This window comes from Candidatus Planktophila sulfonica, assembly GCF_002288065.1.
Classification (GTDB): Bacteria; Actinomycetota; Actinomycetes; order Nanopelagicales; family Nanopelagicaceae; genus Planktophila; species Planktophila sulfonica.
This window is the reverse complement of sequence record NZ_CP016773.1, coordinates 418,693-441,362: the sequence shown is the minus strand read 5'-3', so window position 1 is coordinate 441,362 and position 22,670 is coordinate 418,693. Positions and strand designations below refer to the sequence as shown.

At 45.3% G+C, this 22,670-nt stretch carries 24 protein-coding genes and 1 pseudogene; 9 read left to right on the top strand and 16 right to left on the bottom strand.

Annotated features, from left to right (window positions below):
• Positions 1–215 precede the first annotated feature (215 nt).
• The 6 genes from drmB to A1sIA56_RS02200 form a co-directional block, all read right to left on the bottom strand.
• Positions 216–2,099 (bottom strand): DUF1998 domain-containing protein, encoded by a 1,884-nt coding sequence (gene drmB / locus A1sIA56_RS02225; protein ID WP_190277019.1) that lies wholly within the window; start codon positions 2,097–2,099, stop codon positions 216–218.
• Positions 2,092–5,610: a helicase-related protein gene (locus A1sIA56_RS02220; RefSeq protein WP_095673328.1), complete on the bottom strand. Its 3,519-nt coding sequence runs from the start codon at positions 5,608–5,610 to the stop codon at positions 2,092–2,094. The genes drmB and A1sIA56_RS02220 overlap by 8 nt, the downstream gene beginning before the upstream one ends.
• Positions 5,607–7,298 (bottom strand): nuclease-related domain-containing DEAD/DEAH box helicase, encoded by a 1,692-nt coding sequence (locus tag A1sIA56_RS02215; RefSeq protein ID WP_095673327.1) that lies wholly within the window; start codon positions 7,296–7,298, stop codon positions 5,607–5,609. Before A1sIA56_RS02215 ends, A1sIA56_RS02220 begins: the two co-directional genes overlap by 4 nt.
• Positions 7,299–7,300: 2 nt before the next feature.
• Positions 7,301–8,845, bottom strand: a complete 1,545-nt coding sequence (locus A1sIA56_RS02210) for a hypothetical protein (RefSeq protein ID WP_095673326.1) — start codon at positions 8,843–8,845, stop codon at positions 7,301–7,303.
• Complete coding sequence (locus A1sIA56_RS02205; protein ID WP_095673325.1) at positions 8,842–9,825, bottom strand: hypothetical protein; 984 nt, start codon at positions 9,823–9,825, stop codon at positions 8,842–8,844. The genes A1sIA56_RS02210 and A1sIA56_RS02205 overlap by 4 nt, the downstream gene beginning before the upstream one ends.
• 190 nt (positions 9,826–10,015) lie before the next feature.
• A complete protein-coding gene (locus A1sIA56_RS02200) occupies positions 10,016–10,945 on the bottom strand; it encodes a tetratricopeptide repeat protein (RefSeq protein ID WP_095673324.1) in 930 nt (309 codons plus the stop codon).
• 355 nt (positions 10,946–11,300) lie between these two features.
• On the opposite strand from A1sIA56_RS02200, the gene A1sIA56_RS02195 reads away from it, so the two are divergent.
• Together A1sIA56_RS02195 and A1sIA56_RS02190 are read left to right on the top strand one after the other, a co-directional pair.
• Complete coding sequence (locus A1sIA56_RS02195; RefSeq protein WP_095673323.1) at positions 11,301–12,026, top strand: DarT ssDNA thymidine ADP-ribosyltransferase family protein; 726 nt, start codon at positions 11,301–11,303, stop codon at positions 12,024–12,026.
• Positions 12,023–12,712, top strand: coding sequence for a DarT1-associated NADAR antitoxin family protein (locus A1sIA56_RS02190; protein WP_095673322.1), 690 nt, complete (start codon positions 12,023–12,025; stop codon positions 12,710–12,712). The genes A1sIA56_RS02195 and A1sIA56_RS02190 overlap by 4 nt, the downstream gene beginning before the upstream one ends.
• Before the next feature lie 249 nt (positions 12,713–12,961).
• On the opposite strand, the pseudogene A1sIA56_RS07025 reads toward A1sIA56_RS02190, so the two are convergent.
• Positions 12,962–13,336, bottom strand: a pseudogene (locus A1sIA56_RS07025) (DoxX family protein); the annotation flags it as partial.
• Positions 13,337–13,385: 49 nt separating this feature from the next.
• Between A1sIA56_RS07025 and A1sIA56_RS02180 the strand changes: the two are divergent.
• The 3 genes from A1sIA56_RS02180 to A1sIA56_RS02170 are packed head-to-tail and all read left to right on the top strand — an operon-like array spanning position 13,386 to position 14,945.
• Entirely contained in the window at positions 13,386–14,219 is an 834-nt protein-coding gene (locus A1sIA56_RS02180) for a CPBP family intramembrane glutamic endopeptidase (protein WP_095673321.1), read from the top strand.
• Positions 14,216–14,704 (top strand): hypothetical protein, encoded by a 489-nt coding sequence (locus A1sIA56_RS02175; RefSeq protein WP_095673320.1) that lies wholly within the window; start codon positions 14,216–14,218, stop codon positions 14,702–14,704. The genes A1sIA56_RS02180 and A1sIA56_RS02175 overlap by 4 nt, the downstream gene beginning before the upstream one ends.
• A gap of 37 nt (positions 14,705–14,741) precedes the next feature.
• Positions 14,742–14,945 carry a hypothetical protein gene (locus A1sIA56_RS02170; protein ID WP_150121988.1) on the top strand — a complete coding sequence of 68 codons (204 nt, stop codon included), beginning with the start codon at positions 14,742–14,744 and terminating at the stop codon, positions 14,943–14,945.
• Here A1sIA56_RS02170 and A1sIA56_RS02165 read toward each other — a convergent pair.
• Genes A1sIA56_RS02165 through A1sIA56_RS02155 form a run of 3 tightly spaced genes read right to left on the bottom strand, consistent with a single transcriptional unit; the run spans position 14,937 to position 16,554 of the window.
• The gene (locus A1sIA56_RS02165; RefSeq protein WP_095673318.1) at positions 14,937–15,578 is read right to left on the bottom strand and encodes a UbiA family prenyltransferase; all 642 of its coding nucleotides are present in this window, start codon (positions 15,576–15,578) and stop codon (positions 14,937–14,939) included. The genes A1sIA56_RS02170 and A1sIA56_RS02165 overlap by 9 nt on opposite strands.
• A 1-nt stretch (position 15,579) precedes the next feature.
• Complete coding sequence (gene mutM, locus A1sIA56_RS02160; protein WP_095673317.1) at positions 15,580–16,416, bottom strand: bifunctional DNA-formamidopyrimidine glycosylase/DNA-(apurinic or apyrimidinic site) lyase; 837 nt, start codon at positions 16,414–16,416, stop codon at positions 15,580–15,582.
• On the bottom strand, positions 16,417–16,554 hold the full coding sequence (locus A1sIA56_RS02155) for a DUF2256 domain-containing protein (protein WP_095673316.1): 138 nt from the start codon (positions 16,552–16,554) through the stop codon (positions 16,417–16,419).
• Between the two features lie 123 nt (positions 16,555–16,677).
• Between A1sIA56_RS02155 and A1sIA56_RS02150 the strand changes: the two genes are divergently transcribed.
• The gene (locus A1sIA56_RS02150) at positions 16,678–18,105 is read left to right on the top strand and encodes an esterase-like activity of phytase family protein (RefSeq protein ID WP_095673315.1); all 1,428 of its coding nucleotides are present in this window, start codon (positions 16,678–16,680) and stop codon (positions 18,103–18,105) included.
• A 40-nt stretch (positions 18,106–18,145) separates the two neighbouring features.
• On the opposite strand, the gene A1sIA56_RS02145 is transcribed toward A1sIA56_RS02150, so the two are convergent.
• From A1sIA56_RS02145 to A1sIA56_RS02135, 3 genes are read right to left on the bottom strand one after another with little or no spacing between them, the layout of a single operon-like run.
• Positions 18,146–18,520, bottom strand: coding sequence for a DCC1-like thiol-disulfide oxidoreductase family protein (locus A1sIA56_RS02145; protein WP_095673314.1), 375 nt, complete (start codon positions 18,518–18,520; stop codon positions 18,146–18,148).
• A gap of 37 nt (positions 18,521–18,557) precedes the next feature.
• Entirely contained in the window at positions 18,558–18,929 is a 372-nt protein-coding gene (locus tag A1sIA56_RS02140) for a type II toxin-antitoxin system death-on-curing family toxin (protein ID WP_095673313.1), read from the bottom strand.
• The gene (locus A1sIA56_RS02135) at positions 18,929–19,156 is read right to left on the bottom strand and encodes a hypothetical protein (RefSeq protein ID WP_095673312.1); all 228 of its coding nucleotides are present in this window, start codon (positions 19,154–19,156) and stop codon (positions 18,929–18,931) included. The genes A1sIA56_RS02140 and A1sIA56_RS02135 overlap by 1 nt, the downstream gene beginning before the upstream one ends.
• Before the next feature lie 118 nt (positions 19,157–19,274).
• Here A1sIA56_RS02135 and A1sIA56_RS02130 point away from each other — a divergent pair, with 118 nt between their 5' ends.
• The 3 genes from A1sIA56_RS02130 (at position 19,275) to A1sIA56_RS02120 (ending at position 20,767) form a co-directional block, all read left to right on the top strand.
• Positions 19,275–19,595 (top strand): hypothetical protein, encoded by a 321-nt coding sequence (locus tag A1sIA56_RS02130; RefSeq protein ID WP_223298465.1) that lies wholly within the window; start codon positions 19,275–19,277, stop codon positions 19,593–19,595.
• Between the two features lie 123 nt (positions 19,596–19,718).
• The gene (locus tag A1sIA56_RS02125) at positions 19,719–20,342 is read left to right on the top strand and encodes a hypothetical protein (protein ID WP_095673310.1); all 624 of its coding nucleotides are present in this window, start codon (positions 19,719–19,721) and stop codon (positions 20,340–20,342) included.
• A gap of 11 nt (positions 20,343–20,353) precedes the next feature.
• Positions 20,354–20,767: a QcrA and Rieske domain-containing protein gene (locus A1sIA56_RS02120; protein WP_095673309.1), complete on the top strand. Its 414-nt coding sequence runs from the start codon at positions 20,354–20,356 to the stop codon at positions 20,765–20,767.
• 2 nt (positions 20,768–20,769) lie between these two features.
• On the opposite strand, the gene A1sIA56_RS02115 is transcribed toward A1sIA56_RS02120, so the two are convergent.
• From A1sIA56_RS02115 to A1sIA56_RS02105, 3 genes are read right to left on the bottom strand one after another with little or no spacing between them, the layout of a single operon-like run.
• Positions 20,770–21,618, bottom strand: coding sequence for a cytochrome b5 domain-containing protein (locus A1sIA56_RS02115; protein WP_095673308.1), 849 nt, complete (start codon positions 21,616–21,618; stop codon positions 20,770–20,772).
• A gap of 7 nt (positions 21,619–21,625) precedes the next feature.
• Complete coding sequence (locus A1sIA56_RS02110) at positions 21,626–22,009, bottom strand: hypothetical protein (protein ID WP_095673307.1); 384 nt, start codon at positions 22,007–22,009, stop codon at positions 21,626–21,628.
• 24 nt (positions 22,010–22,033) lie between these two features.
• Positions 22,034–22,651: a DUF305 domain-containing protein gene (locus A1sIA56_RS02105; RefSeq protein WP_095673306.1), complete on the bottom strand. Its 618-nt coding sequence runs from the start codon at positions 22,649–22,651 to the stop codon at positions 22,034–22,036.
• Positions 22,652–22,670 lie beyond the last annotated feature (19 nt).

The following is a 22,670-nucleotide window of genomic DNA, read 5'->3' as shown; positions in this document are numbered from 1 at the left end:
TCACCCTCCCGCCCACACTCAATACAAGTCGAAGTTGGGTCTTGATCAGAAATACTGCAGCCCCCAAGTACAAATTTGGAGTCGTCACTAGGCTCATCTGGAAGCCCGTAGATGATTTCCCGGATTCCGCTCTTTGACCCACATTTTGGACATACTTTTCTCATATCAAGAGATTATCTGCCACCACTGACAAGCATGGACTGCGCCCCGTCGGCTTACCGCGAGATCTGGAAGAAAGATAAATCTTGGGCTAAAAGTTCGCCCACAATTAGTGAACGATCCAAGAAAAGATTAAATGATTCACATGCTGTTTCCGGGATTAAGCCACACGCATAGCAGGCTGAGAGCCGATTTATGACATCCCCATCTTCTTGAACTTCACCACTTTCAGAACAGACTGGATCATTCGAACACCATTCCGCCTCACGAAGAGCCTGTTCGATGATCTGTTCTAGGAACCCAGGCTTTCCCATTCTCACAAGACCACCAAGCGTTCCTTCAGAATCTCCTGAAGCTGTATAGATCAAAAGTCCTGACATGCTTTGATCCCCATCGCTCACATATAGCCTCTCTTTCAAACTTGCTTGGCTATAACCACAGTAAAAAACTAATTGCTTAATAAGCAAATGTGAAAATGTATGAATCATTGCGTATCTAGGGGAAAGTTGCACCGATCGGAATGAATCTGAAAACTCTGTGTTAGTAAATTTAGAAACTCTCGAAATTACACTTTGACGACTTTCCCATTTTTTCAATAGAGCATCGGAAAATTGAAGATAGATGCCCTCTCCCTTAGTTTGTTTAGCAGGAAGCCATGAATCCGGTGCAAAAGAAGAACTTGGATTTAGAGCAAGCATTTTTCGGCCATCCTCAAATGAAAGGGATGGGTTAGATTCATATCTGGTAAATCCCCAAAGAGCTGAGGTTTCTACAAGCACTGGAACCAATTTTATCGAATCAAAATATCTAGAGACTGTTTCTGAATAAGGAGTGCTTGATTCTTGAATTCGTAAACGATCATTCTCAAATGTACTTTGGAATAGTTCGTACTCCATTCGCAAGTAGGATTCTCTTGATTGATCTCTTGCGAAATCTGTTGCACCATTCAATCCAAAAATATCATCATAAGCCGCAATTACTTCTTCGTCGGTATAACTCTTTAAGCCACCATTATTTTGTAAGTCAATTTGTCGAGCCATAGAAGATGCCATGACTGAATCACCATTAGCCAAAATTTTGCAAGCGTTCATATAGGTGCGCGAGAGTAATTCCAGTAATTCTTCAGGAACATTACTTGAGCTTTGCGGTACGTACAGCGACGTCTCTACTAAAGAAAAGTAAAGGTTAGAGGAGCCTCGGAATGAACCTCTAATGTCATTTGCACAGGTTTCTTTTGCATCGCTGCTATCACCAAGCCAAGGCCTTCTTCCACTACAAAGAAATTCTTCTCCTTTTTCTAGTGCAGTTGATAGGTAGGTACGCCCATTTCGTTCTGAAGTTATGAATTCCAGATTTCGTGATGCTTTGCAACTGTCGCAATAAACTCTCGTACCTTGTGGATTTGAATTCCCTGATGGAGCAAACCTCAACACTCCCATACAAGTAATGCTTGCAGATCGATGAGCCCATTCTCGCCAAGGAAAGTCATCTAAATGGCCGCTCTTACACATAACAACATATGGGACCTGAAACATAACTGGCGGTCTCATGCCTTTTTCTAAGTGACTTGTATTAGGGCATCTCAAAGGTCCAAAAAAATCTAGTTCTTTTTTCTCCATTCGGCTGCAATACTTACAGAAGTACCAAGTAGGAAACCTAAGAACCGGAACCTTCGGATCAGGTAATCTTCCTCTTACAAACATTTGTCCGTCGTTAGATTTTACGGTTGGCGGGCTATAAAGATGTTTAACGCCTAGTCTTCCAGATAACCGCCAATCATCAATTTCGCACTCTGACTTCAGTACCCCACCATCGTTTCCAAACCAATGGTCTGTACCTGCCATTATTATGCTCATTCCATCTGGCAAAACAGTCATTGCACCCACACCGAAGGGTGTTATGAGTTGTTCTCTCCGGAGTTGATTATTGAAATTAGACACTGATTGGTTCCTCGTCATTCATCTGGGCGAGTCTGTATTTTCTGGAAATTTCTAATTCAACGCTGGCATCTACGTTACGCATAGAAACAGGTATGACCCAGCGGTAACCAGTTATATTTTTGTCTTCACTGGGCGCGGCGAGCAAGCCATTTGGCGATCCCTCTTGCGCACCCCATTCATCAGCTCTGTATACATTCCATTCTTTCAAAATGAGTTGGATTTCTGCATCGAGAATTTTTAAGTCATCGGAAGACAAATTCAACCTGTCAGCTCTAGTGCGTAATTGAGTCAAAATGAATACAAGTTTTCGCGTGTCTACTTCCTTGGGAGGAGTCCCCATTGGAATCACCATTCTCAAATATGACACTGCAGCGCCTCTTAAAGCGCGTTTTATTACGGGTGCGGAGAACGGGGTAACGCTTGTAGGTTCGACCTGTGCGTAGAGTTTTTCATGATAAGACCGGAAATGTTCAAAGTGCGATAAGTCTCTTGGTCTATTACTCGTGTATATCGTTACAACTAACCCTGGTTTACGTAAAGGATCTCTTCCCACACGACCTGAAACCTGAATGTACTGGGCCGTGGATTTTGGCTGACTGACAATCGTCATGAGAGACAACCTATTAATATCGATTCCAACCTCAATGATGTTTGATGCTAAGCAAGCATCCCAAATCCCACGCTGGGATGGCTCTGCAATCCCACGATAGGGTTCCTCGAGTTCTCTCAGGATTTTGGGCAGCTCGTGGCTTTGGCGACGGCTCGTTAACTCGTTTATTACATTTAAGTGGCGACTCTGATGGCCATATCTTCGCTTCATGTCCTTCAAATAATTTGGTATATCACTCTGAAACAGTGACACTGTATTTGAAAGTTCCCTGATGCTGTTGAAGAACCATAAGTTTGTCCACCAAGGATCTCGTTCCTCGTCATTATCTATACCCATCGGCGCTTGAGCCAATGCAGCTCCAACTCGGACCTGTGCTGATTGCACAGAGCCAAGACCTGGTGCATTCACCCCTAAATACATTCTTCCATTCTTGAGAGTTCCATCTTTGTGACGATCCCAGACCGCAAAGAATGAATCTGATGCATCAATACATGGGGGTGGAAACAGTGAAACTTTCTTTCTTCCATATATCGCTTCCGCTTGAGCTCGAAATCTTCGGATAGTTGCCGTAGAAGAAATAATTTTTGGCAGTGTTTTCACACCATCTATATCGATGGTGCACAATTCTTCGATTACTCCTTCGTAAATTCCGACAAGAGAACCGAGTGGGCCTGAGATCAAGTGAAATTCATCTTGAATAATTAGACTTGGAGGCGTGGAAATTCTTTGGCCGTCAGCACCAAGTCCAAATATGCTTCGCGCACCCTCTTGCCAACTCATCTGCGCAAATTTATCTACTGTGCCAATCAGAATCGTGGGTGGATTTTGATATATCTGCTCATCAATTACATTTAATGGAAGGCCACCTGCAAAGTCACACTCAAGATCTGGGCAGTGGAATTTAAACTGTTTTGGAGAAGTCGTTAAAATCTTATAGCCAGCCGTGAAATTCTTATCTGGGCCTGAATTTAGATCACTTTTTACCGGACCCATCGCAGTTCCGCACCAAGGGCAACGCAATAGTAGAAATGGATTTGGTGCGTCCTCTCCACGCTTCTTCATTTCTGCAAGTGCTGTGAGTGCTTTCTGGTTTGAGTTAGGGGTAACCACTCCTCCAAGCCAGGCGCCAATTGAAAAAGGAGTTTTACCGAATTTTTCTTCGTTTTGCCGCCTAATTTTTTCTAGGGCACAAATGAGTGAGGCTGCTCTCAAGAATTGCTGCGTAGTTAAAAGTCGCAAGGTGTAGCGCATTAATACTGTAGTGCCGGAATCATTTGAATCCTTCATTCGCTTAAGCAATATAACAAAAGCTGCCACACCTAGGTAAGCTTCCGTTTTACCACCGCCTGTCGGAAAGAAGATTAGGTCAACTAAGTCACGATCCTCACTCAACTCATTTGAGCTTGATTCAATCACGGACAAAAAGAAGGCAATCTGAAACGGTCTCCAAAGACCACCCGATGGGGGTATAGCTTCGCTCGGCTTGTTACCACTTATCGAAATCCGACCCGAGTAATTAATTTGTCTGGTCTCTAATCTTGAACGATATTGCTGCTCAAGCATCGCGAAATTCGCTAACCTAAAAGCTTCATATACTTCGGGGTTATTTCTCAATGAATCTATTCCTTTAAGCATGCGGCTGCAAGCTTTTCTGCAATCCTCAATATTAGATTTGGCAGACTTTGTGTATTTCTGAAGAATGTCAGGATCAGACTTTGATTTAGTCTCCTGATTAGAGATCCAATTTGAATAGGAAGAGACAAGTTTTTCTAACTCGCCCAAAGCCTCTTCTTTTCTTGATTTATCCGCCATAAGTCGCATATCAATTATTGCTTCTGAACCGTCTTCGAAATAGACGGTCGGAGTAATGCTAGGAGCTTCGAATTTAGGAAGTGAAGTCAAGGTTAACTTTATGATGCTTGCTTTAGGATCTCTATCCCACTCAACGCCTGCATTGTGTCCAATACCGAATGTTGGATAATTCTTGTATAGCAATAATGCACTTTCGTCATCTAAATCCATTTCAAAATCTCTCGCAGACTCTGGATATGGTCCAAAACTTGGCCCGTCTTCCGTCATCGCCACTAATTTTGCTTGGTACAAGATATTCTCGTCTGAAACGATACTTGATCGATTTACACAAGAAAGTGTGCAAAGAAATCTGCTTTCTGATTCTCGTCGGACAAGTAACTTCACTTCGATATTGAGTTTTCTTCCCTGGCTATCTACCAATTTTCCAGTAAGGAACTCCTTCACTTTAACTTCCTGTAAATCACTTGAATCAAAAACGAATGTATTTGAAAAGCTCTGACGTACGTACCAGGTATTCTCATAGACCCTGCTTGGCGCAGCGGCTTCTGAATCATTTTTGCTAGGCTCCCCTGGCTTGATACCCACAACGAAAGGCCTATAAGTTCCACCTGAGATCAAAACTCTAATCTGACCTTTATTTGCATCCTTAATGAGAAACGAAATTCCTATAGTCCTTGGGTTTAACCAAGATTTGTTCGATCGAACTTCAATATCTAAATGATCTCTATTTTCGTCAGACCCGACAGCAGGTCTTGTCTCAAGTTTTTCCATATCGCCGATGTCCGGACTATCGCCCACCGAAGAAGTTAAATCCTCCTCCACAGGTGTGTCGCCCTCCTCTTCGGTTATTCGCGGAGCACTCCCATGAACAGGCTCAAGCACGCCCGATCCATAACGGTCTCGAGGTTTTATGGGTATGACTTCTTCTCCTGTTTCAGAATCTATCCAAGGGCCATGGCTCTCCTCCCAAGATGTGAAAACTACTGATTTAGAAAGATCGAGTTTTTTTCCTTCATTTCTAGGACCAAGAATTTCACCGGAAAGAAAGTCAATTATCTTCCCTCGTTGGCTGTCTTTTGCTTCGCTCATCCTGATGAACCTACCGTTTTAACTAGCATCACTCTTGCCTCATTATTGGCCATAATTGCCAATCTATCAGTAGCCCGTGTAAACAGGATGTAAAGAAGTTCATTTTTTGTAGACCAGTTTTTCAATTGTTCAAGATCCAGTGCAATTACGCACGATGATTCCAAACCCTTAAATCTACCTATCGTAGAAAAGCCAATCTGCCCACTCCGTTTAGAATCGATTGCAGAAAATTTGTCAGAATACTTTGAATCACGAAACAAATCGGCCGGATTTGGAATTTCAAGTGGAGATAAAATGATTATCTCGTCCCATGAAAAATGTTCACTGCGTAGTTCACTAATAACATCATCAAGCATGGGAACCATATCTGTATCGGGAGGGATTGTTACGAGCCTTGGGTTTGGATTATCACTTGTGCGCAGAAACGAATTCCACTTAGGCATAGAAGATAATATGCCTTCAGCAAAGTGCCCTATCTGGATTACGTTACGACAATTCTTGCTAAGGGTAGCAACAGGAACGTCCCCAAATCTTTCCATAACAACTTTCAATCCATCTTCAGAGTTATAAATTTGTTGAGAATCAAAATCGCCAAAGGCAATCCAACTGCCAGAACTCAGACCATTGTCTAGCAATGAATTCAAGAGAGAGAAATAGTTAGAATTCAACGTATCTTGTGCCTCATCAATAACTAGTAGATCAACTTTTGACTCCAACGGTACTGAAAGAGAATCAAAATCTATTGACTTTAAAGCTTCTATTGGATTTTTTAGGAGTGGCTCTTTGTTTACAAGTGAAGCAATTCTGTAGGCGAATGAATCAATGGTTGATATCTCTAAATTTGGATTCTGATACTGAGATCTTAAATATGCAGCTAGTAATGTGTTGAAGCAGAGAAGCATTACCTTCTTGCCTTCAAGAGAAGCCCTTCTAGCCACCTCTATCGCTAAGAGTGATTTTCCTGTTCCTGCCGGACCTTTGAAAATAACCCGAGGTATGGAAGAAATTAAATCCAATGCTTGATATTGATCCTCTACAAACTTTATCAACTCTGCTCTCCGCTGTGACCTAACTTGCTTTTCACTCATGGCATATTCAAAATCTGGTCGAAGGCAATCAATCACGGCTGAAATTTGAACTTCATTAAAACTCGGGTTATGACCGATTTGGGAATTTATTTTATTCTTGAGATGCTCAATTCCTGAGTTGAATGAACTTAAGATGGAATCAATCGGGGTTTCCAAATCTTGGCTATTGAGTACTTGCCAGCCCTGCCATTCGAAAGTACTTTCTCTGGGAAAAGGAACTTCAGTAAACCAGCAAAAGTTCAAAAATGTTACGTTTTTTGAAAAAGATACCCTCTCATGCAACCGTTCTCGTATTGAAAACATCGCTCTTTCTGATTGCACAAAAGGGCTTTCGTGTGCCGTCTTATCGCTTCCAAGATACCAGCTTCCAGAACTCACGCTTACAGTTTTATGGCTCTTCACTTCAAGAATAGCGATGCCATATTTTGGAATGAGTAGCACAAAATCTGCTTCACCCTTTGCCTTACTCACATGATTCGCAATATGAAGCGAATGAAGCACAACCCAATCTTTTGTTAAAGGATCGTCACGCAAAAGCTTATATAGCTGCTTCTCACCGGGGGAAGTAGTTATGCAGTAATTTGGAATCATTCTGGCCATGATTACACTTTGATTCCTGGTTGAAGTTGCTTAACAGCTGACTCTGGAACTTCAAAAACTTCATTTCCAATTGAAACACATCTGAATGCCCCTAATTTAGCAACTTCAGAATCATTTCCTAGTTCGACCAAAACATATCCGTTCAATGAGATTTCATCCAAGTCCAAAGTTTCAAATTTTTGCTTCAGAATAGCGCGAAATCTCATACCGGCAACTTGGTGTAGGTGACGTAAAATGTTCATGGCTTCTATAGTTTCCTCATGTTCAATATTCAAATACGTCAATATGATTTTGAAGTTATCAATAGAATTTGGACGTATCGTTGATGGATGGGACCAATCGATAATCCAAGGATTGGCTATCCCTAAGTCTTTTAAGTCGCGAATAACTTTCGGCCCGCCAATAATTGAGATTTTATCTCTAAGCTTGGATTTCCAGAACGCTTGTATATTTCTACATCGTTTAGCTTCTGATCCGCCAATATCATTCGCCATCCGACTTATCGCTTCACCCTCAGAACTTCCCACTCTAAGAAGCAATATCGAATCTGTCGTAATGCTCGAAATCGCTATCCGCTGAACACGTTCACCAACAGGAGCAGTAGCGTCTACAGCATCAATTGCTCCAGAAGAAATAGGAAGAAAGACCATTTCTGAGGAACCAAGTAAGTAAGCCCTGCATTTCAGCAGTTCCTCCCCCTCTGAACTGTCATTGATATTAAGTAGCGCCTTTTTTGCAGCAATGGCTAACCTGCGACCATCTATCTCCGCAGTTGGTTCCAAGTAGTTGCCAGCTTTTTCAGTGTCCGCAGTTTGTTTAACAGAGACTAAATCAGTGAGAATTTTCTTTTCTATTCTAATCTGAGCGATATCAGAGAAATATCCCGGAATCTCATTTTGTTCCTTGATCCACGAGTGGCTGAAGGTGAGAATTCCGTCTTCAGGGTAGACAGAATTAAAAAGGCTAATTGGGTAATCTTGGGTTAATCCCACCACAAGCATTCGCCTGCAATTAACTCCCGAATGAATAAATTGATTTGCTGTAAACACCTGCCAATGACTGATCCCAATTTCCTTCAACCAATTAATCACACCTACTCTTATACTTTCCTGTCTAACAATAAGTATATTTCCGTTTTGTTCTGGGTTTGCTTCTTGCATATTCCGCAGAACTATGTTGGTCAATTCAGAAGTATTGAGTTCTAGTATTTTTCGACCACTAGCAATTATGTTTGTACAGTTTTGCTGGATATCAGAAGACATATTCTTAAATAGACCTTCAAGGGTTCTGACACCTTCACTGAGTTCAATGATTGCTTGATGATTTGCATTCAATGGAGCAGGGTCATTACGTAGAAGCCAATCTGCCCTACGAAGGCGCCCAACTGCAATATCCCAGTCTGTTGAAAGTTCAATCCAATCCTGAAGGGTCATGGCAAGTTTGCGCACATTTGTTGAGAGTTGTTTTGATAATTTATCGTCGATACTCACATTTTTGATAGCACTAGCATCTAAATACAATTGATTATTGGTAAATATTGAATTCATATCGCTCTCCGGAAAGAGACTAATTCTGTATTTCTAGGAAGCGAGACCCAATGATCTCTTTCTCCTATATCTTGACTGTATGCAAATACGGTTCGAACCGCATCAACTGCTGCGTTTATCTGTCGCTCATTTCTTCCGACAACAGCAATAACTCTTGGATTGGATATGTTCTCAATTTGAGAGAGAATTGCCGCGGATGAGCCCATTACGGAAATATTTGAAGTAGCACTTTGACCAGTAAGCTTTAATTGATTGTTTAGCCACTCGATTTGCTCATCAGTGCTTGTATTCAAGACAATGGTGGTACCCAGCTCTTTACTGCCTCCAGAAATCGGATTTAGCAACTCTTTTATACTCTTAGTCTCCCCGGTTGTTTCATCTCGGAGTTCAATTTCAAATTCCGCCTCAGTTATTCCTGAGGTTGACCGCATCATTAAGAGAGAACGAAATATCGGGATAGAGGAATCAGCAAGAACGGCGAACAGTGACTCCGGGTTCTTGTTAGCAGCTACCTGCATCTTTTTGAATTGTTTAGGATTACCAACTTCAGTAGGGAGTTTGGTTATCTCTCTGATGGATTTAATTGACAGAACCGTGCTTCCAATTATTACCCGGGGAGATGTATTCTTCAGATCGATGCTAGTTACCTCTCCCACTGCTTGATGGCCACCGGTTCCACATAGGACAGAGACATGCATGCCAACCGCAAGTTGGGCAAGTTCAATTTTTTCAACAGTCGCTTTTTTTCTAATTTTTAGCACTTCTCCATAAAGCGCACCTATGGCAAGTGCCGATGTAACACCTTCTAGCGAAGGTACCGTAAGTATAGAAATCTCCTGGATTCCATCTCCGGGTAAATCATTGAAAGCTTCCGAAGCAGCAAAATTTACAAAAGCGCCAAACCACTCAGGACATTTAATAAACGCATTCTCGAAACCAAGTGTTATGTCACTCAAATCAACTGAAACAACTTTATCCATTCAAATTCTCTGCAAACGTTTTAGTTGAGTTGAACACGGGGTTATACTCCCAATTAATCCAATAGTTTTCAATGAGTTCCAGCATTCGTCGACATTTGCTTCAACACAATTCTCCGCACTCTTTAATTCAGGAAATTCGCTTGTTAGTAGAATGCCACAATATTCTTGTTCAGCGCTTTCGGCGACGAAATCAAGCTGCAATTGTTTCCTCAATAGTTTTGACACGCTCCAGGCGGGCTTGGGCCTCTTCTGCTCGATCTAGGGCTGTTAAAGCTTTCGCCAGGTCTTTGTTGATTGCGACGATATCTTCCCAATCCTTATCTTCTTCCAGGGTAAGTAGCTCGAGTGACCGATGCAGATGCTTTTCTGCTTCTTCATACTCTTGGCAGAGAAGGTGTGCTGTACCGAGCCGGTAACGTGCGTAACCTTCCATTCCAACATCTTCAGCTACTTTGCAGTAGTTGAAGTAGTGCTGTGCGTGGAATCGTGCTTCTGGGCCGTTGCTTAGGGCGATGTATGCCAGCGCTAAGTAGTTATCGCACCAGTTAACGAATTCGGGGTTCTTTGCCTCTTTGCAGAGCGTGCGAGCGCTTAAGTAACTATCGACAGCGTCTTTGTAATTATTAAGTTTCGCTAGTGCCATTCCGATGTTGAGGTTATCAACTCCCATCGTCATGGTTGTAATGTCTGGATAAGTTAGTGCCTTTGCGGCGAGGTGATTGTCGAGCGACTTGCGCCATTCTTCTACTTTGTACCAAGCACGCCCTGCTGCTCGCAGCTCTTCTGCTTGTGCCTCAATGTCATCATCAAGATTCTTCATCTTGGCGAGTTCTTGATGCATTTCTGCAGCTTCTGCGTGGCGCTTGAGATTTTCAAAGCAATGCACTTTGCCATGGTAGAGATGCATGATCTCTTTGAGGTAGATTTCTAATCCACCTTGTTTAAAGTAGATATCAATTGAGGTATCTACTAAATGTAAGCACTCTATGTAGTTATCTCGCTTGTAAGCGATGTGGCTGAGTTCATCTAGAACTTCAGCTCGTTCAGTCCCTTCGGACGTGCTGATGCGATCCCAGAGTTCTTGCTCTCGGATATCTTTCTCGTTGTTTTCGGCGCTCACCGTTTCCCTTCATATAGATACTGGAGCTTCTGACGGATGGAGAAGTTACAGACAGTCACTGACATCTCCGCTTTGGGCCTGGGGTTGCTGCTCGAGCGGATTTTTTGGGGGAAGCGGAGAGTAACATAAAATTCGAACAGATGTTCGTAGGATAATCCTACGGCTGAGCGTGAACGGACAGGTTTGAGCCTGTTCGGCTAACCGAACGGGGTGTTCGGATTCCGAACGTGCCTCCGATAGATGCCGCCCGCAAATTCATTTTGGGATCTAGCGAGTGGCCACTCTTGCAACACCTGTATAGCTTCCAACAAGTGGGAGGATTCCCCTATTACTTCGACACCAATTGAGGGCAGACATGCAGGAACCTAGAGAACTGAAGGAAGTTCTCGACCTGGCCCGAGAAAGCCAAGATGAAGAAAGATACAACTTGGTCGGTGAGCTGAACCGGAGAAAAGTAAAAAATCTTTTCCACTTCACGCACGTCGATAACCTGGAATCAATATTTAGGATTGGCTTTAAACCAAAAGCAGTACTCACAAGTCAGTCAATTGACTTCATTGAAACAGATAACGAACGATTCGACGGTATAACTCAATCAATTTCGTTTTCACTCGAATATCCAAATGAGTGGTTACTCAGACACAAGATTCGCCAATTCGGATTCAATTTCGTAGTGCTTCAACTACCCGCAAGCCTGCTTTTGTCCCATCCTTTTTTGGCATTTCCAGGAAATGCTGCCGGCGGCGCTTTCCTCGAGCATCGACTAGAGAATCCAACAGAATATATAGGGTTACGTGGCATCCAGAATCTGTTTCTGAGTCCTCATGTTAGAAATCTGAATAATCTAGAATCAAATCAGCCAACCGATATTCAATCTGAAATTCTGATTCTAAAAGACATAGCGGCCTCCCATATTTCAAAAATCCACATTCCTGTTAATCTCGCGAAAAGTCTTAATTTTCCGATGCTATTTCCGACACCCGAATATCATTTGGATTGTGACTGTGCTTTCTTTCGACCCTACCAATACAAACCTTATGACCAACGTAGATTTCATGCAGGATGGCGGATTACCTCGTGACCGCAAGAATTATTTTTAGACCTAAACAGGGCGAAGAGGAGATCCTGTTCACAGAGGAATTAGTGGAGTTTCAATGGGTTCCTGGCTTGGCTATTTCACAAGGTCGAAAATCCGTGATCAACCTACATGAAGCCGCCATTTCAAAACACGGCATCCAAAGAATTCTAGAGATTTCAACTCGATCTCAAAATGAACTCGGAATTTCACTAAGTGCCTTCAATCTCCAAGTTTCGATCGCGGGGCGAAATTACCCGGTCGAAGCCGTTTACCAAGCCTCGAAAGTATTCCAAAATGGTGGTCCATTCCTAGATTTAATGTCTGCAAGTGCACTTGATTCTAAAAAAGATTTGCGACTGAAGAATTCTGGGGAGCTTATTGGGTTCCGATTCGAGAATCAGGATTGGCCACTTACGACCTCACCCAATTTCTATGATTATCTCTACATCCGCGCACTTATCGAGAACGTGAACAGAAGAAAGCTTTTGCAATTTGATGCATTCAGTGACATCGCATTCAACCAAAACACTTTGAACTCCAAGGTTGGAAAGTCGTTCAACTGTCAGGCAAGGTCGGCGGCAATTTATGTTTCTTTGCTAGGCAAAATGGATGAAGACACTATTTTGAAGTGGCTGGTGTCTAGCTCACAGGAGATGCGCGTTCAGCCTGATCAACTTGATCTGTTCTGAAGATAACTAGCTAACAATTTATTTGGTTTGCCTTTTATTCTTCTGCCAAACTTTCTTGATTCCAAGCACAAACGCTAATGTCCCGACAGTACTCATCCCCGTCAACACAGTCGTCACCAACAAATTCCCATCCTCCAGAAACCTCGTCGCTACTCCCCCAATGAGGATTCCGATCACGGTCGCTAATTTGTTTTCGCGGATAGTTTCCTTTAGATAATTCCAGAATCGCTTGAAGGTTTCTTTGGGCATGGCTGTTGTTGACCAAAGCGCCCAGAGAACAAGGAGCGGTTGAAAGAGTAATCGGATTGCGCGAGCGCGGTCATCGTTTAATCCGAAGGCATCGATTCCATTGACGAACTGAGAGATGTTTCCAGGGAAGATTGCAATGAAGAAGGCGGCTGTGGCTATTCCGACTGCTTTTCTACCTTGTAGAAATATGAGGGCTAGACCAAGAGCTATCTCGACTACTCCTGATGCAAGAACAATGAAGTCAGGTGTGAATGGTGCCCATGGTGGAACTTGAGCTTGGAACTCTTGGCGACTACTTGTGAGGTGGAGTGTGCCGGTATAGATGAGGGTGGCACCTAAGAGGATCTGTGTGGCCTTACGCATGAATGCGTTCATGGGGCGAGTTTAGGTGGGTTTGTCAGTGGAGACCTCTAGCGTTTGGGGCATGTCGATAGAGCGCGTACGGAGTTGGTATTGGTCATTGGGGAAGTTTGAATCCATTGTGGCGTTGTCCATTGTCACTATATTGGCATTGCTGCTCTTTCGCTTGCCCGAGGTTTCATACTTCAAGGGCATTTACTTCAACGAGACTTTGCAATTTAGCCTGATTGCGCTGTTCGGATTGATTTGTGTCTTGATGGTTAAACCCCCGACGATTACTTTCTTGGGTTGGCCGCGAATGGGAATTATTGCTGGATTTGCTGTTTCCATTGCAGTGGTGTGGTCCATCATGGAAATCTCTATTGGGTATGACATCAAGCAGCCTTTTCGCGTAAAGATTGCCGGAGTGCTTTTCATACTCTCCATTGGGCTAGCGGAAGAGATGATCAGCCGCGTATTGATCTTTGGAACCTTACGCAGATTTGGAACTCTCTTTGCGGTTGTTGTTTCATCATTCATGTTCGGATTTATGCATGTCAACGTCTATCTACCTGAGTGGGATGGGTGGGCGGCGTATTGGCACGTTATGAGCGCTACGGGCTTTGGGTTCTTTGCCTGTGCGCTCTTTATCGCAACTAGAAGTTATTGGATTGTTGTCGTATTTCATGCCCTCGCTGACTGGACCGTGGTTTTCGATAAACGAAACACGATTGGCGGCGAGGATTACTCTGTTGGAATCCTTGAAGGCATTCTGTGGGGAATTGAGGATCTCTTCTACCCACCAATCTGGTTGGGTTTACTGATTCTCTATATGTTGCGTGGCAAGTGGCCAAAGTGGGTTATCCGCCTGGCGATCAAGTGGAAGTTAGTTGAACAAGCTGAGGCAATAACGAAGTGAAAGACTCAATAGATTTCTGCATCGCGCGTATCAAACAGCTACATGCAGATGCATGGCATACACCCGAGTATTTGGCTGAAGTCGCTTTTCTTTATGACCATATCGTGAAGACAGGGACACATGAACCCATCATTGATATGGGAATGAAATTAATGTTCCCCTTTGCTCAAGTAGGCGACATGGTGGAAACCGCAATGAGCCTTGGATATATCTCAGCTCCCAAGAAAGGCACGTGGGGCGGGAAGATCACTAAACAATCTCTCAAGATTCTTGGGCTGGCTCCTTCTGTTAAGCGCAAGACGCGAATTGATAGTTTCAATTGCCCCAACTGCGGGGCAAAAGCTTTGAAGAGAATCGTTTACGGAATGCCCGACGATAATTTCGATTTCAAGAAGAATATCGTTGGCGGGTGTATTCCCCAAGCCGAAGACGTTGGCTGCAAATCCTGCGAATGGGTTGGCTTTCGACGCCAGTTCGAGGTTTAGCTCTTGACCAACTTTCACCCCTGATTACTATTCAAGGATGATGAAGAAAACTTTGGCCTTAGCTATCGCATCTGTATTCCTGCTTGCTGGTTGTGGAAGTAGTGCAGATACAGTGGAAAGCGATCCTGCTGCATATAACAAGTGCCTTGAGACAGAAGCTGCTAAGTGGCTTGATGAGACAGGTTCAAACTTGGATTATGCGAATGAGAAGGCTGCGGAAGCCTGCGCAGATTTACAGTAGAGCGAGAAGACCGAGAGCGATAAGAATCGTTGCTGCCATGATGGAGCGGCGCTTACCGAGGCGTTGAGGTAGGCCGTTGATGCCGCTTTTCTGATCTTCATCCATATCTTTGATGACGTTGATGAAGTGTGCAGCCATTCCAAAGAGCGCTCCCCCGAGCCACATCCATGTAGGTGGTGTGATCTCTTTTGAGATTGCTATCGATGATGGAAGGGCCGCAAATGCGATGGCATATGGAAGTGGTGAAAGAGGAGTGAATTTAAAGTAGAAGTTATAGGCAAGGCCACATGCGATGCCGAGCATGTAGACGAGTCCTCCGTAGAAGCCGAGTGGGCCAAGGAGATTAGCGATGAATGCAAAGGGAGTCATGAAGTAGATCCACTTGCGCAAGAAAGCAGGAGTGATGAGTCCTGCAACGAGTGGTTTCTTGGTGCGGTTGTGGCTTAAGTCGTCTTGGTAGTCATAGAGATCATTGGTCCAACCGACAATGAGTTGGCCGCAGAAGATTCCGAAGGCGATGACATATGCCGGGCCTTCCCACCAGTAGTGAGTGGCGAATGCGAAACCGATTGTGGTGACGATGAGTGTGGGACCAAAGTGTGAAGCTTTACGCAGGCCTTGGAACTTCTTCATCTTATTTTCTCCTTTGACAGCGTGGGCAGAAATGAGATGAGCGGGCTCCAAAGGTAATGCGTTTGATGGGTGTTCCACAGCGCGGACATGGTTCATCTTCTTGGCCATAGGCGGCAAGGGATTGTTCAAAGAATCCGGATTCACCGTTGACGTTGATATATAGGTCATCAAATGAAGTTCCACCTTGGTTGATTGCTTCCTGCATCACTTCGGTGGCGAAGTCGATGATGGTTGCTACTTTCTTGGGAGTTAGTTCTGAGGTCAAAGTTTCAGGGTGGATCTTGGCGCGCCATAAGGTTTCATCGGCATAGATATTGCCGACTCCGGACATGATCTCTTGATTGAGGAGTGCGGTCTTTATCTTGATATTGCGCTTTAAGTAATTGTTGACGGTGGTTTGCTTGTTAAAGAGTGGATCAAATGGATCTGGTGCAATGTGTTGGGCAGATGTGGGGACGTTGTTGGTGGTCTCTTCAACTGATAACCAACCAAAGGTGCGCTGGTCGTTAAAGACGAGATCGAGTGAGCGCAGTGGTTTCTTCAATTGAAATTGTGCGCGGATATGTGTGGCTTTGGGGCGATCTTTCTGGTGGATGAGAAATTGTCCGCTCATGCCCAAGTGTGCGACTAAGACATAGGGGCGATTGAGTGTGAGCCAGAGGAATTTTCCGCGGCGATTGGTGCCGGTGATCTTTGCGCCGACAAGGGATGCAAGTGGTGCGATGGATTCTGGTTTGAGTGCGCGTGGGTGCAGGTTCTGGGCTTCGGTGATGCGATAACCGGTGATGAGGTGATCGAGGCCGCGGCGAACTGTTTCAACCTCTGGAAGTTCGGGCACTTACTTTCCTGCTTTACATTTTTCGGAGCAGTACTTCACGTTCTCCCAATCGCGCGCCCATTTCTTACGCCATTCGAAGGGGCGTTCACAGCGCAGGCAGGTCTTGGGTGGGAAGCCGTTCTTGATCTTTGCCTGCATGGAGTGAGATTACTCCGAGTTGACCCCTCAGAGTATGCGTTGCGTTAACCGACAGGACATCTGGTTGATTAGCCGGGTTCATCTCTTCCCTCCAAAATCCCCACACCCATTGAAAGGAAACCCATGAAGAAACTCCTCGCTGCCGCACTCGCTGTGGCACTTATTCAAATTCCATTTGCAGGAAATGCTGCTGATGCACCATCGCTTGTCTCGACTGCGACCCTTGGCGATATCTCGCTGAAGAACGTGTCGAATGCCGCTGTTACAGATGCTGTCAGCGATGACCAGGGCGTACTGCTCGGAGGTATCGGATCGGATTTGTATCACGATCCAAGTGACCCAAAAGATATTTTCTACGTCATCACAGATCGCGGTCCCAATAACGACACTGTGCAGCCAGATAAGTCAGCAGGAACGGGCTTTGTTGTCCCAGGTTTCTCTCCCATCATCATGAAGGTGCGCATTACAGGCGCTGATGTTGAAGTACTTGAGACAAAGGCAATTACCCTCAAGAACCGCAAAGGTGTCTCTGGACTTCCAAACGTAAAGGGCTATGACGCAGTTCCAACCGATGTGAAGGGAATTACCTCCTCAGCTCTGTATAACGTAGCTGGACAAGATTCAGAAGGGATTGTTCGTCTCAGCAATGGCCAGTACTGGATTGTTGACGAATATGCACCGAGCCTGACCAACTTGACCTCCGATGCAGTGGTGAAGCGTCGTTACGTTCCAACAAATTGGCTTGGATCAAGCACAGAATTCTCAATTTCAAAGTCGATCCCTGAGATTTATCTCAAGCGTAAGGCTAACCGTGGATTTGAAGCTCTTGCAGTCACGCCTGATGAACGCACATTGTTCATCGGCCTACAGAGTCCACTTCTTAACCCTTCATCAACTGTTGGAAATGCCAGCCTTGCTACTCGAATCCTCCGCTTTGATATTCGCTCAAAGACTTTTACGGGTGAGTTCGTCTTTGGGTTTGAGAAGCAGTCTGTCGTGGATGCCAAATCAACAAAGGCGAGTGATCTTAAACTCTCAGCTCTTGTTGCTCTAGATTCAGATACTTTGATTGTTCAGGAACGCACTGATAACTCTTTCTTGCTCTCTACAATCGAAATAGAAAATTCAGCAAATATCCTTGGCACAAAATGGGATCTCGCATCAACAACTCCATCACTTGAGAGCTACACGGGTGCTGGCACGCATGCTGAAGTTGAAGCGTTGATTGCTTTGGCACAGAAGAAGATCATCTTCAACTCAACTTCGATTCCTACTATGCCGATGAAGATTGAAGGCGTTGCAGTTATCGATTCAAACCATATCGTTGTTGTGAACGACAATGACTTCAACTTTGCCTACAACGCAACAACAGGCAAGGTCGAAAACGGTTCGACTAAATCATCATTCCTAACTATCAAGTTGGCAGTAGCGCTGCCTACGACTCCAGAGATTGCTCTGGCTAAGTTCGGTAAAGCATGCCTGACAGAAGGAGCTAAGAGCGCCGACCTTACATGTAAGGCAAACGGGCGCGATTTGCGCTGGAGAAAGTAAGCTCGGTTAATCTCACGTAAGGAGAAAACCCCGCCGGTGTTCATTCGCTGGCGGGGTTTTTTCGTGAAAGCTCAAGCACTCTAGTGAAAGCTTGGATCACGAGTGAGTTTCGATGCGTTGCTACCCAGTGATAACTAGCATCGCCCAGTTTTCCTGAGGAAGAGATGAGGCGTGAAAGGTTGCCGTTGCCGCGAAGTGCGAGCAGGTGTGCGATGGCTGCGGCGCCGCGGTGTGTGGTGCCGTCGATGATTGCGATGACTTCTTTCTCGCACTCGGCGCGGGTCAGGCCGAAGGAGGCGAGGTCTGCCTGTTGGAATGGGTGTGCGTTGATATCTGCATTGAGGCGTAGCCAGTTAAGGGATGCGAGACAGAATCTGCATTCGCCATCGAAGATGACTGTGGCGATTGGATTCATGGCTTGAGGTTACTGGAGATGTCAGTGGGGGGCTAAATCACAATAGCTTACGAAGCCACGGCTCCAAGGTTCCCATTTTGAATTGACCAGTATCGAAAAATTTCATTAGTGCCTTATGGAGTGCTTGGCTATCGGAATTGATTGTGTATCCATTAATTCTCAAAAAAGTATCGGTCGCAGCAAATGCAACTCTCTTGTTACCATCGATAAACGGGTGATTGATAGCCAGGCTCTCAAGTAGCGCTGCTGCTGATTCAATGACATCTTTGTAATACCCCGATTGGGGTCTGGCTAAGGCAGATTCAAGTGCACCCATATCGCGAATGCCATCGCTGCCGCCGTATTTCTTAATGAGCACCATATGCATGGCGAGGACATCAGGAACAGTGAGGTATTGGATAGCTGGCATTACTGGGCGAGCTTTTGATATAGATCATCGAACTGATCCATGCTCAGCCCAAATGCTTCAAGTACATGCGCGCGAGGTCGATCAAGTTGATTGCGCTCTAAATATTCAGTGAGCGCTTCTTCTAGAACAGACTGGAATTGACGCCCTTGCTTCTGCGCGAGCTCGCGAGCGGCGGCCAAGATTTCGGGGTCGGCTTGGGACGAGAATTTCTCACGTTGAGTGGTCAATCTAGGCCTCCAATGGATTTCTTGATGAATCTTGATGCATCATGATATCACTTATCGCGTCCGTGTCAGCGGGTGGCTCTAGCTTTGAGGCATGTTCAAATGGTTAAGGCATAGGGCAATGGATCGCGAACTCACTGAGATTCTTGATGAGCACGCGCGGGTGCGAGGCGATGCGCAGGCGATAAGGGATTTCTTGCTGCAGGTGCTTGCAGATAATCGCGATGGCGTTGAGAAGTTCAGCGATGAAGCGCTTGAAAGAGCTGCTGAAATTATTGAACAAGTGGGGCCAGGTGCCTTTTATTGGATGACAGATATTGCGGCGCAGATGGTGGTGTTGTCTGAAGCGACGTTGCGTGGATTTAGTACCAATGTCAGCGTTGAACTTGGAGCAAGTGCTGATGCGGATTCGATAGTTGATTTGGTTGTGAGGCTGCCTTAGTTACCGGAACTTGTGGGTTTCCTGTGCGTTTGTGGAGCGAGCGTGAGGGCGTAAGGCTTCAAGTTGCTGGGCATATTGGCCTGACTTACCTTCTCTTTTACACATCCAACAAAGGAGAAACGTATGCGCTCAAAGTTAATCGCAAGTGCACTTTCCGTCGCAGTACTAGCTGCAACTGGTACCGGCTACGCAGTAGCTGACACATCAAAGCCTGGTCAGAGCATGACTCACATGAAAACCGGTGCAGGACTTTCAGCGCTCCTCGAGGGAGCCGGAGTAGTTCTATACGTTCAAGGTGGAGCAACTTCTGCAGTAATGGGAGATTCCATCGCATCAGCAAACGGCCAAGTGGTATTCCATATTCCCATTACTGGAACAAAGTCAGGTGTACAGCACGTTGGCAGCAATATCGTTTTCTTTAATACAAGCAATGACAAGCAAGTTACTTTGAAGAACCCAGTAATCGATTTGGCAAAGGGTCAGATCACAGCAGTAATTCCTCAGGCATCTGCAGATGCAATGGCAGTTCTGAATATCACCAATGCTGCAGCTTTGAAGGCAAAGGTCACCAATGACCGCAAGGCCGGAGTAAGCACAACTGCATATGCAGGAGCAACATTGGCACTAGCACCAGGAATTGGCGCAGCACTTGCCTCACTTCTCGGTCTTCCTGAAGGTGCGTTGCCAGATGGCGCAGCATTCGGAAGCGCAGATGTCACCTTGTACGGCAAGATCAAGAAGAAGTAGTAGGTAAATACATGGCGCAAGTTTCTCGTCGTGAAGTTCTTGCAGGTGTCTGCGGGATAGCAGCTCTGAGTGTGGCTGGCGCTCCCCAGGCATCTGCAAGTGCGGTGAAGAAACTTGCCGATGGACGTCTTTCAGTAAATATCAAAGCTCTTCCTGCCTTGAAAGAGGTAGGCGGTTCTGTACGGGTCGGAAGTTTGAAGGGCCAGCCAGTGGGTTTATCTCGCACTGGCCCTTCAACTTTCATCGCATTTTCACTGATGTGCCCACATCAAGGAGTCACAGTCGTTAAAAGTGAGACTGGGTGGGAGTGCAAGGCGCATGGTTCTCAATTCGAATCAGATGGCGAGCTAACTTTCGGGCCAGCAACAACTCGCTTGCCTCAGGTGCGCGCCAAAGTAAGCGGCAGCAAAGTAATTATTGGTTAAAACTATTTAGCTAACGGCGCGAGTAAATATCCGGCCAGCGTTGATTCTGGTCGACCTGAACCGCGGTGTTGTGCCTTAAATGATGCGGTTCCATCTGTGCCACAAAGGCTCAAGATCGCAGAAGATCCACCAGGGTGGGATTTAATCCATTGGGTCAGGTCATAAACATTTCCGCTGACAACGGTCCAACAACTTGCTGCTGAGTTGTTCTCTTTCACTTTTGCCATTGTGTAGGCAGATTGTGTTGTTACTTCAGGAGTTGGTGATGCAGAAGGTTGTGGTGCTTCCTTGGTTGGAGTAGCTGTCGGGGTTGCAGCCATTGCAGGAGTCGGTGTTGGCGCCGGTCCACGGAGAACTTCTCCTTGTGTTTCACGATCTCCGACTGCGATTGTAATTGCGGCTTTTGCACGGGAAGTGATTACAAAATTGTAGATACCAGCTTCTGCAGGGACTGAATAGCGCGCTAGATAGAGGAAATTGGTGCGGCCAAATGGTTCGTAGAATTTTGTTCGTTCAGTGTATTTGATTGTGGTCTTCTTACCTGTTGGTGAAGTAATTACCAGCTGAGGAAGCAAGGTGCTCTTCATTGCGTTCTCAGGCTTCTTATCGACAATCAAATACTGCAGATCGAATTGATCGCCATTTTTAAGCGCTGCGCGAAAAGCTTTCTTCTGACCTGACTTGGTAAATGAAGCTCGAACCGCAAATGAAACTGTGCCGTCGGCAAGAAGTGGACCAGCAGCTGGAGTGGTATCTGTATCAAGAAGCACGACAGGTTGATGAGCGGAAGCAGATGGTGCGATGGTGAAAGCTAGTGCAAGTGCGATTGCAGTGGTTAGGGTGCGGCGCATTGGAAAATTAGTTGCTTGTCTTGCGAGCTTGGCGCCAGTGATAGAGATAGACAGGTGCTGCTATCGCCATCGTTGAGAAAGTTGTGAAGATGTTCTTTAGCGCCTGGCGCTGATTGTTATCTTCTTGCTGCTGCAAGAGCGCAGGGTCTGGTGCGTTCTCGGCCTTGAGATAAGGGTCTACGTAGGCAGGATCTGGAAATACTGCATCGAGGATTGCGTTAACGAGGGCAACTGTTGAGAAGAGTACGACGAGCAAGGTGACGAGACAGACTGCGTAGAGATAGAGAGAGCGCCAATCAATGCCTGCATGGGCTGGTGCTAGGGATGCGGACTTCTTAGCTGGGGCTTTAGTTGCTGTCTTTGAAACTGCAGTCTTCTTTGTAGTTGCCATAGTTCTATTCTTCCACTGAATTTCTTATTTAATGCGGTTGAGCATCTCTTTCATCTGAGCGATTTGCGCTGATTGATCAGCAATGACCTTTACACCGAAAGCCTTGATATCGGCATTCTGCGCATCTTCAATCATCTGAGTCATATGGATTGCACCATCGTGGTGGCCTGTCATTCCCTTGAGCCACAAAATGTCGAACTTGGAGCCGCTCTCTATTTTCAGAGCTGATAGTTCAGCATCGTTGAGCATTCCGCCCATGCCATCCATGGAGTGGCCCATATCTTCTGATGCACCGGCATCTTTAAGCCAGGCTTTCATCTGAACAATCTCTGCTGCCTGGTCTGCGCGAATCTTCTTTGCAAGAGCCAGTAGTTCCGCATCCTTAGATTTACTGATGGCAAGGTCTGAGATATCAACTGCTTGTTGGTGATGAGGAATCATCATCTGCAAGAACATGATGTCGGCACCCGTGTAATTACCAGAAGCTTTGCCATGAGAAGAATCGTTGTGGTGGCCCATGCCTTGAGAGCCATTGTGGTCGCCGCGATCTCCGCGGTTGATGGCAAGGGATGCGATTGTGGCAAGAAGTAGCGCAATGATGGCGAGAAATACGCCGGTCTTCTTATCAATTGTGATCTGCATAGTTTCTAGAGTAGTCCTT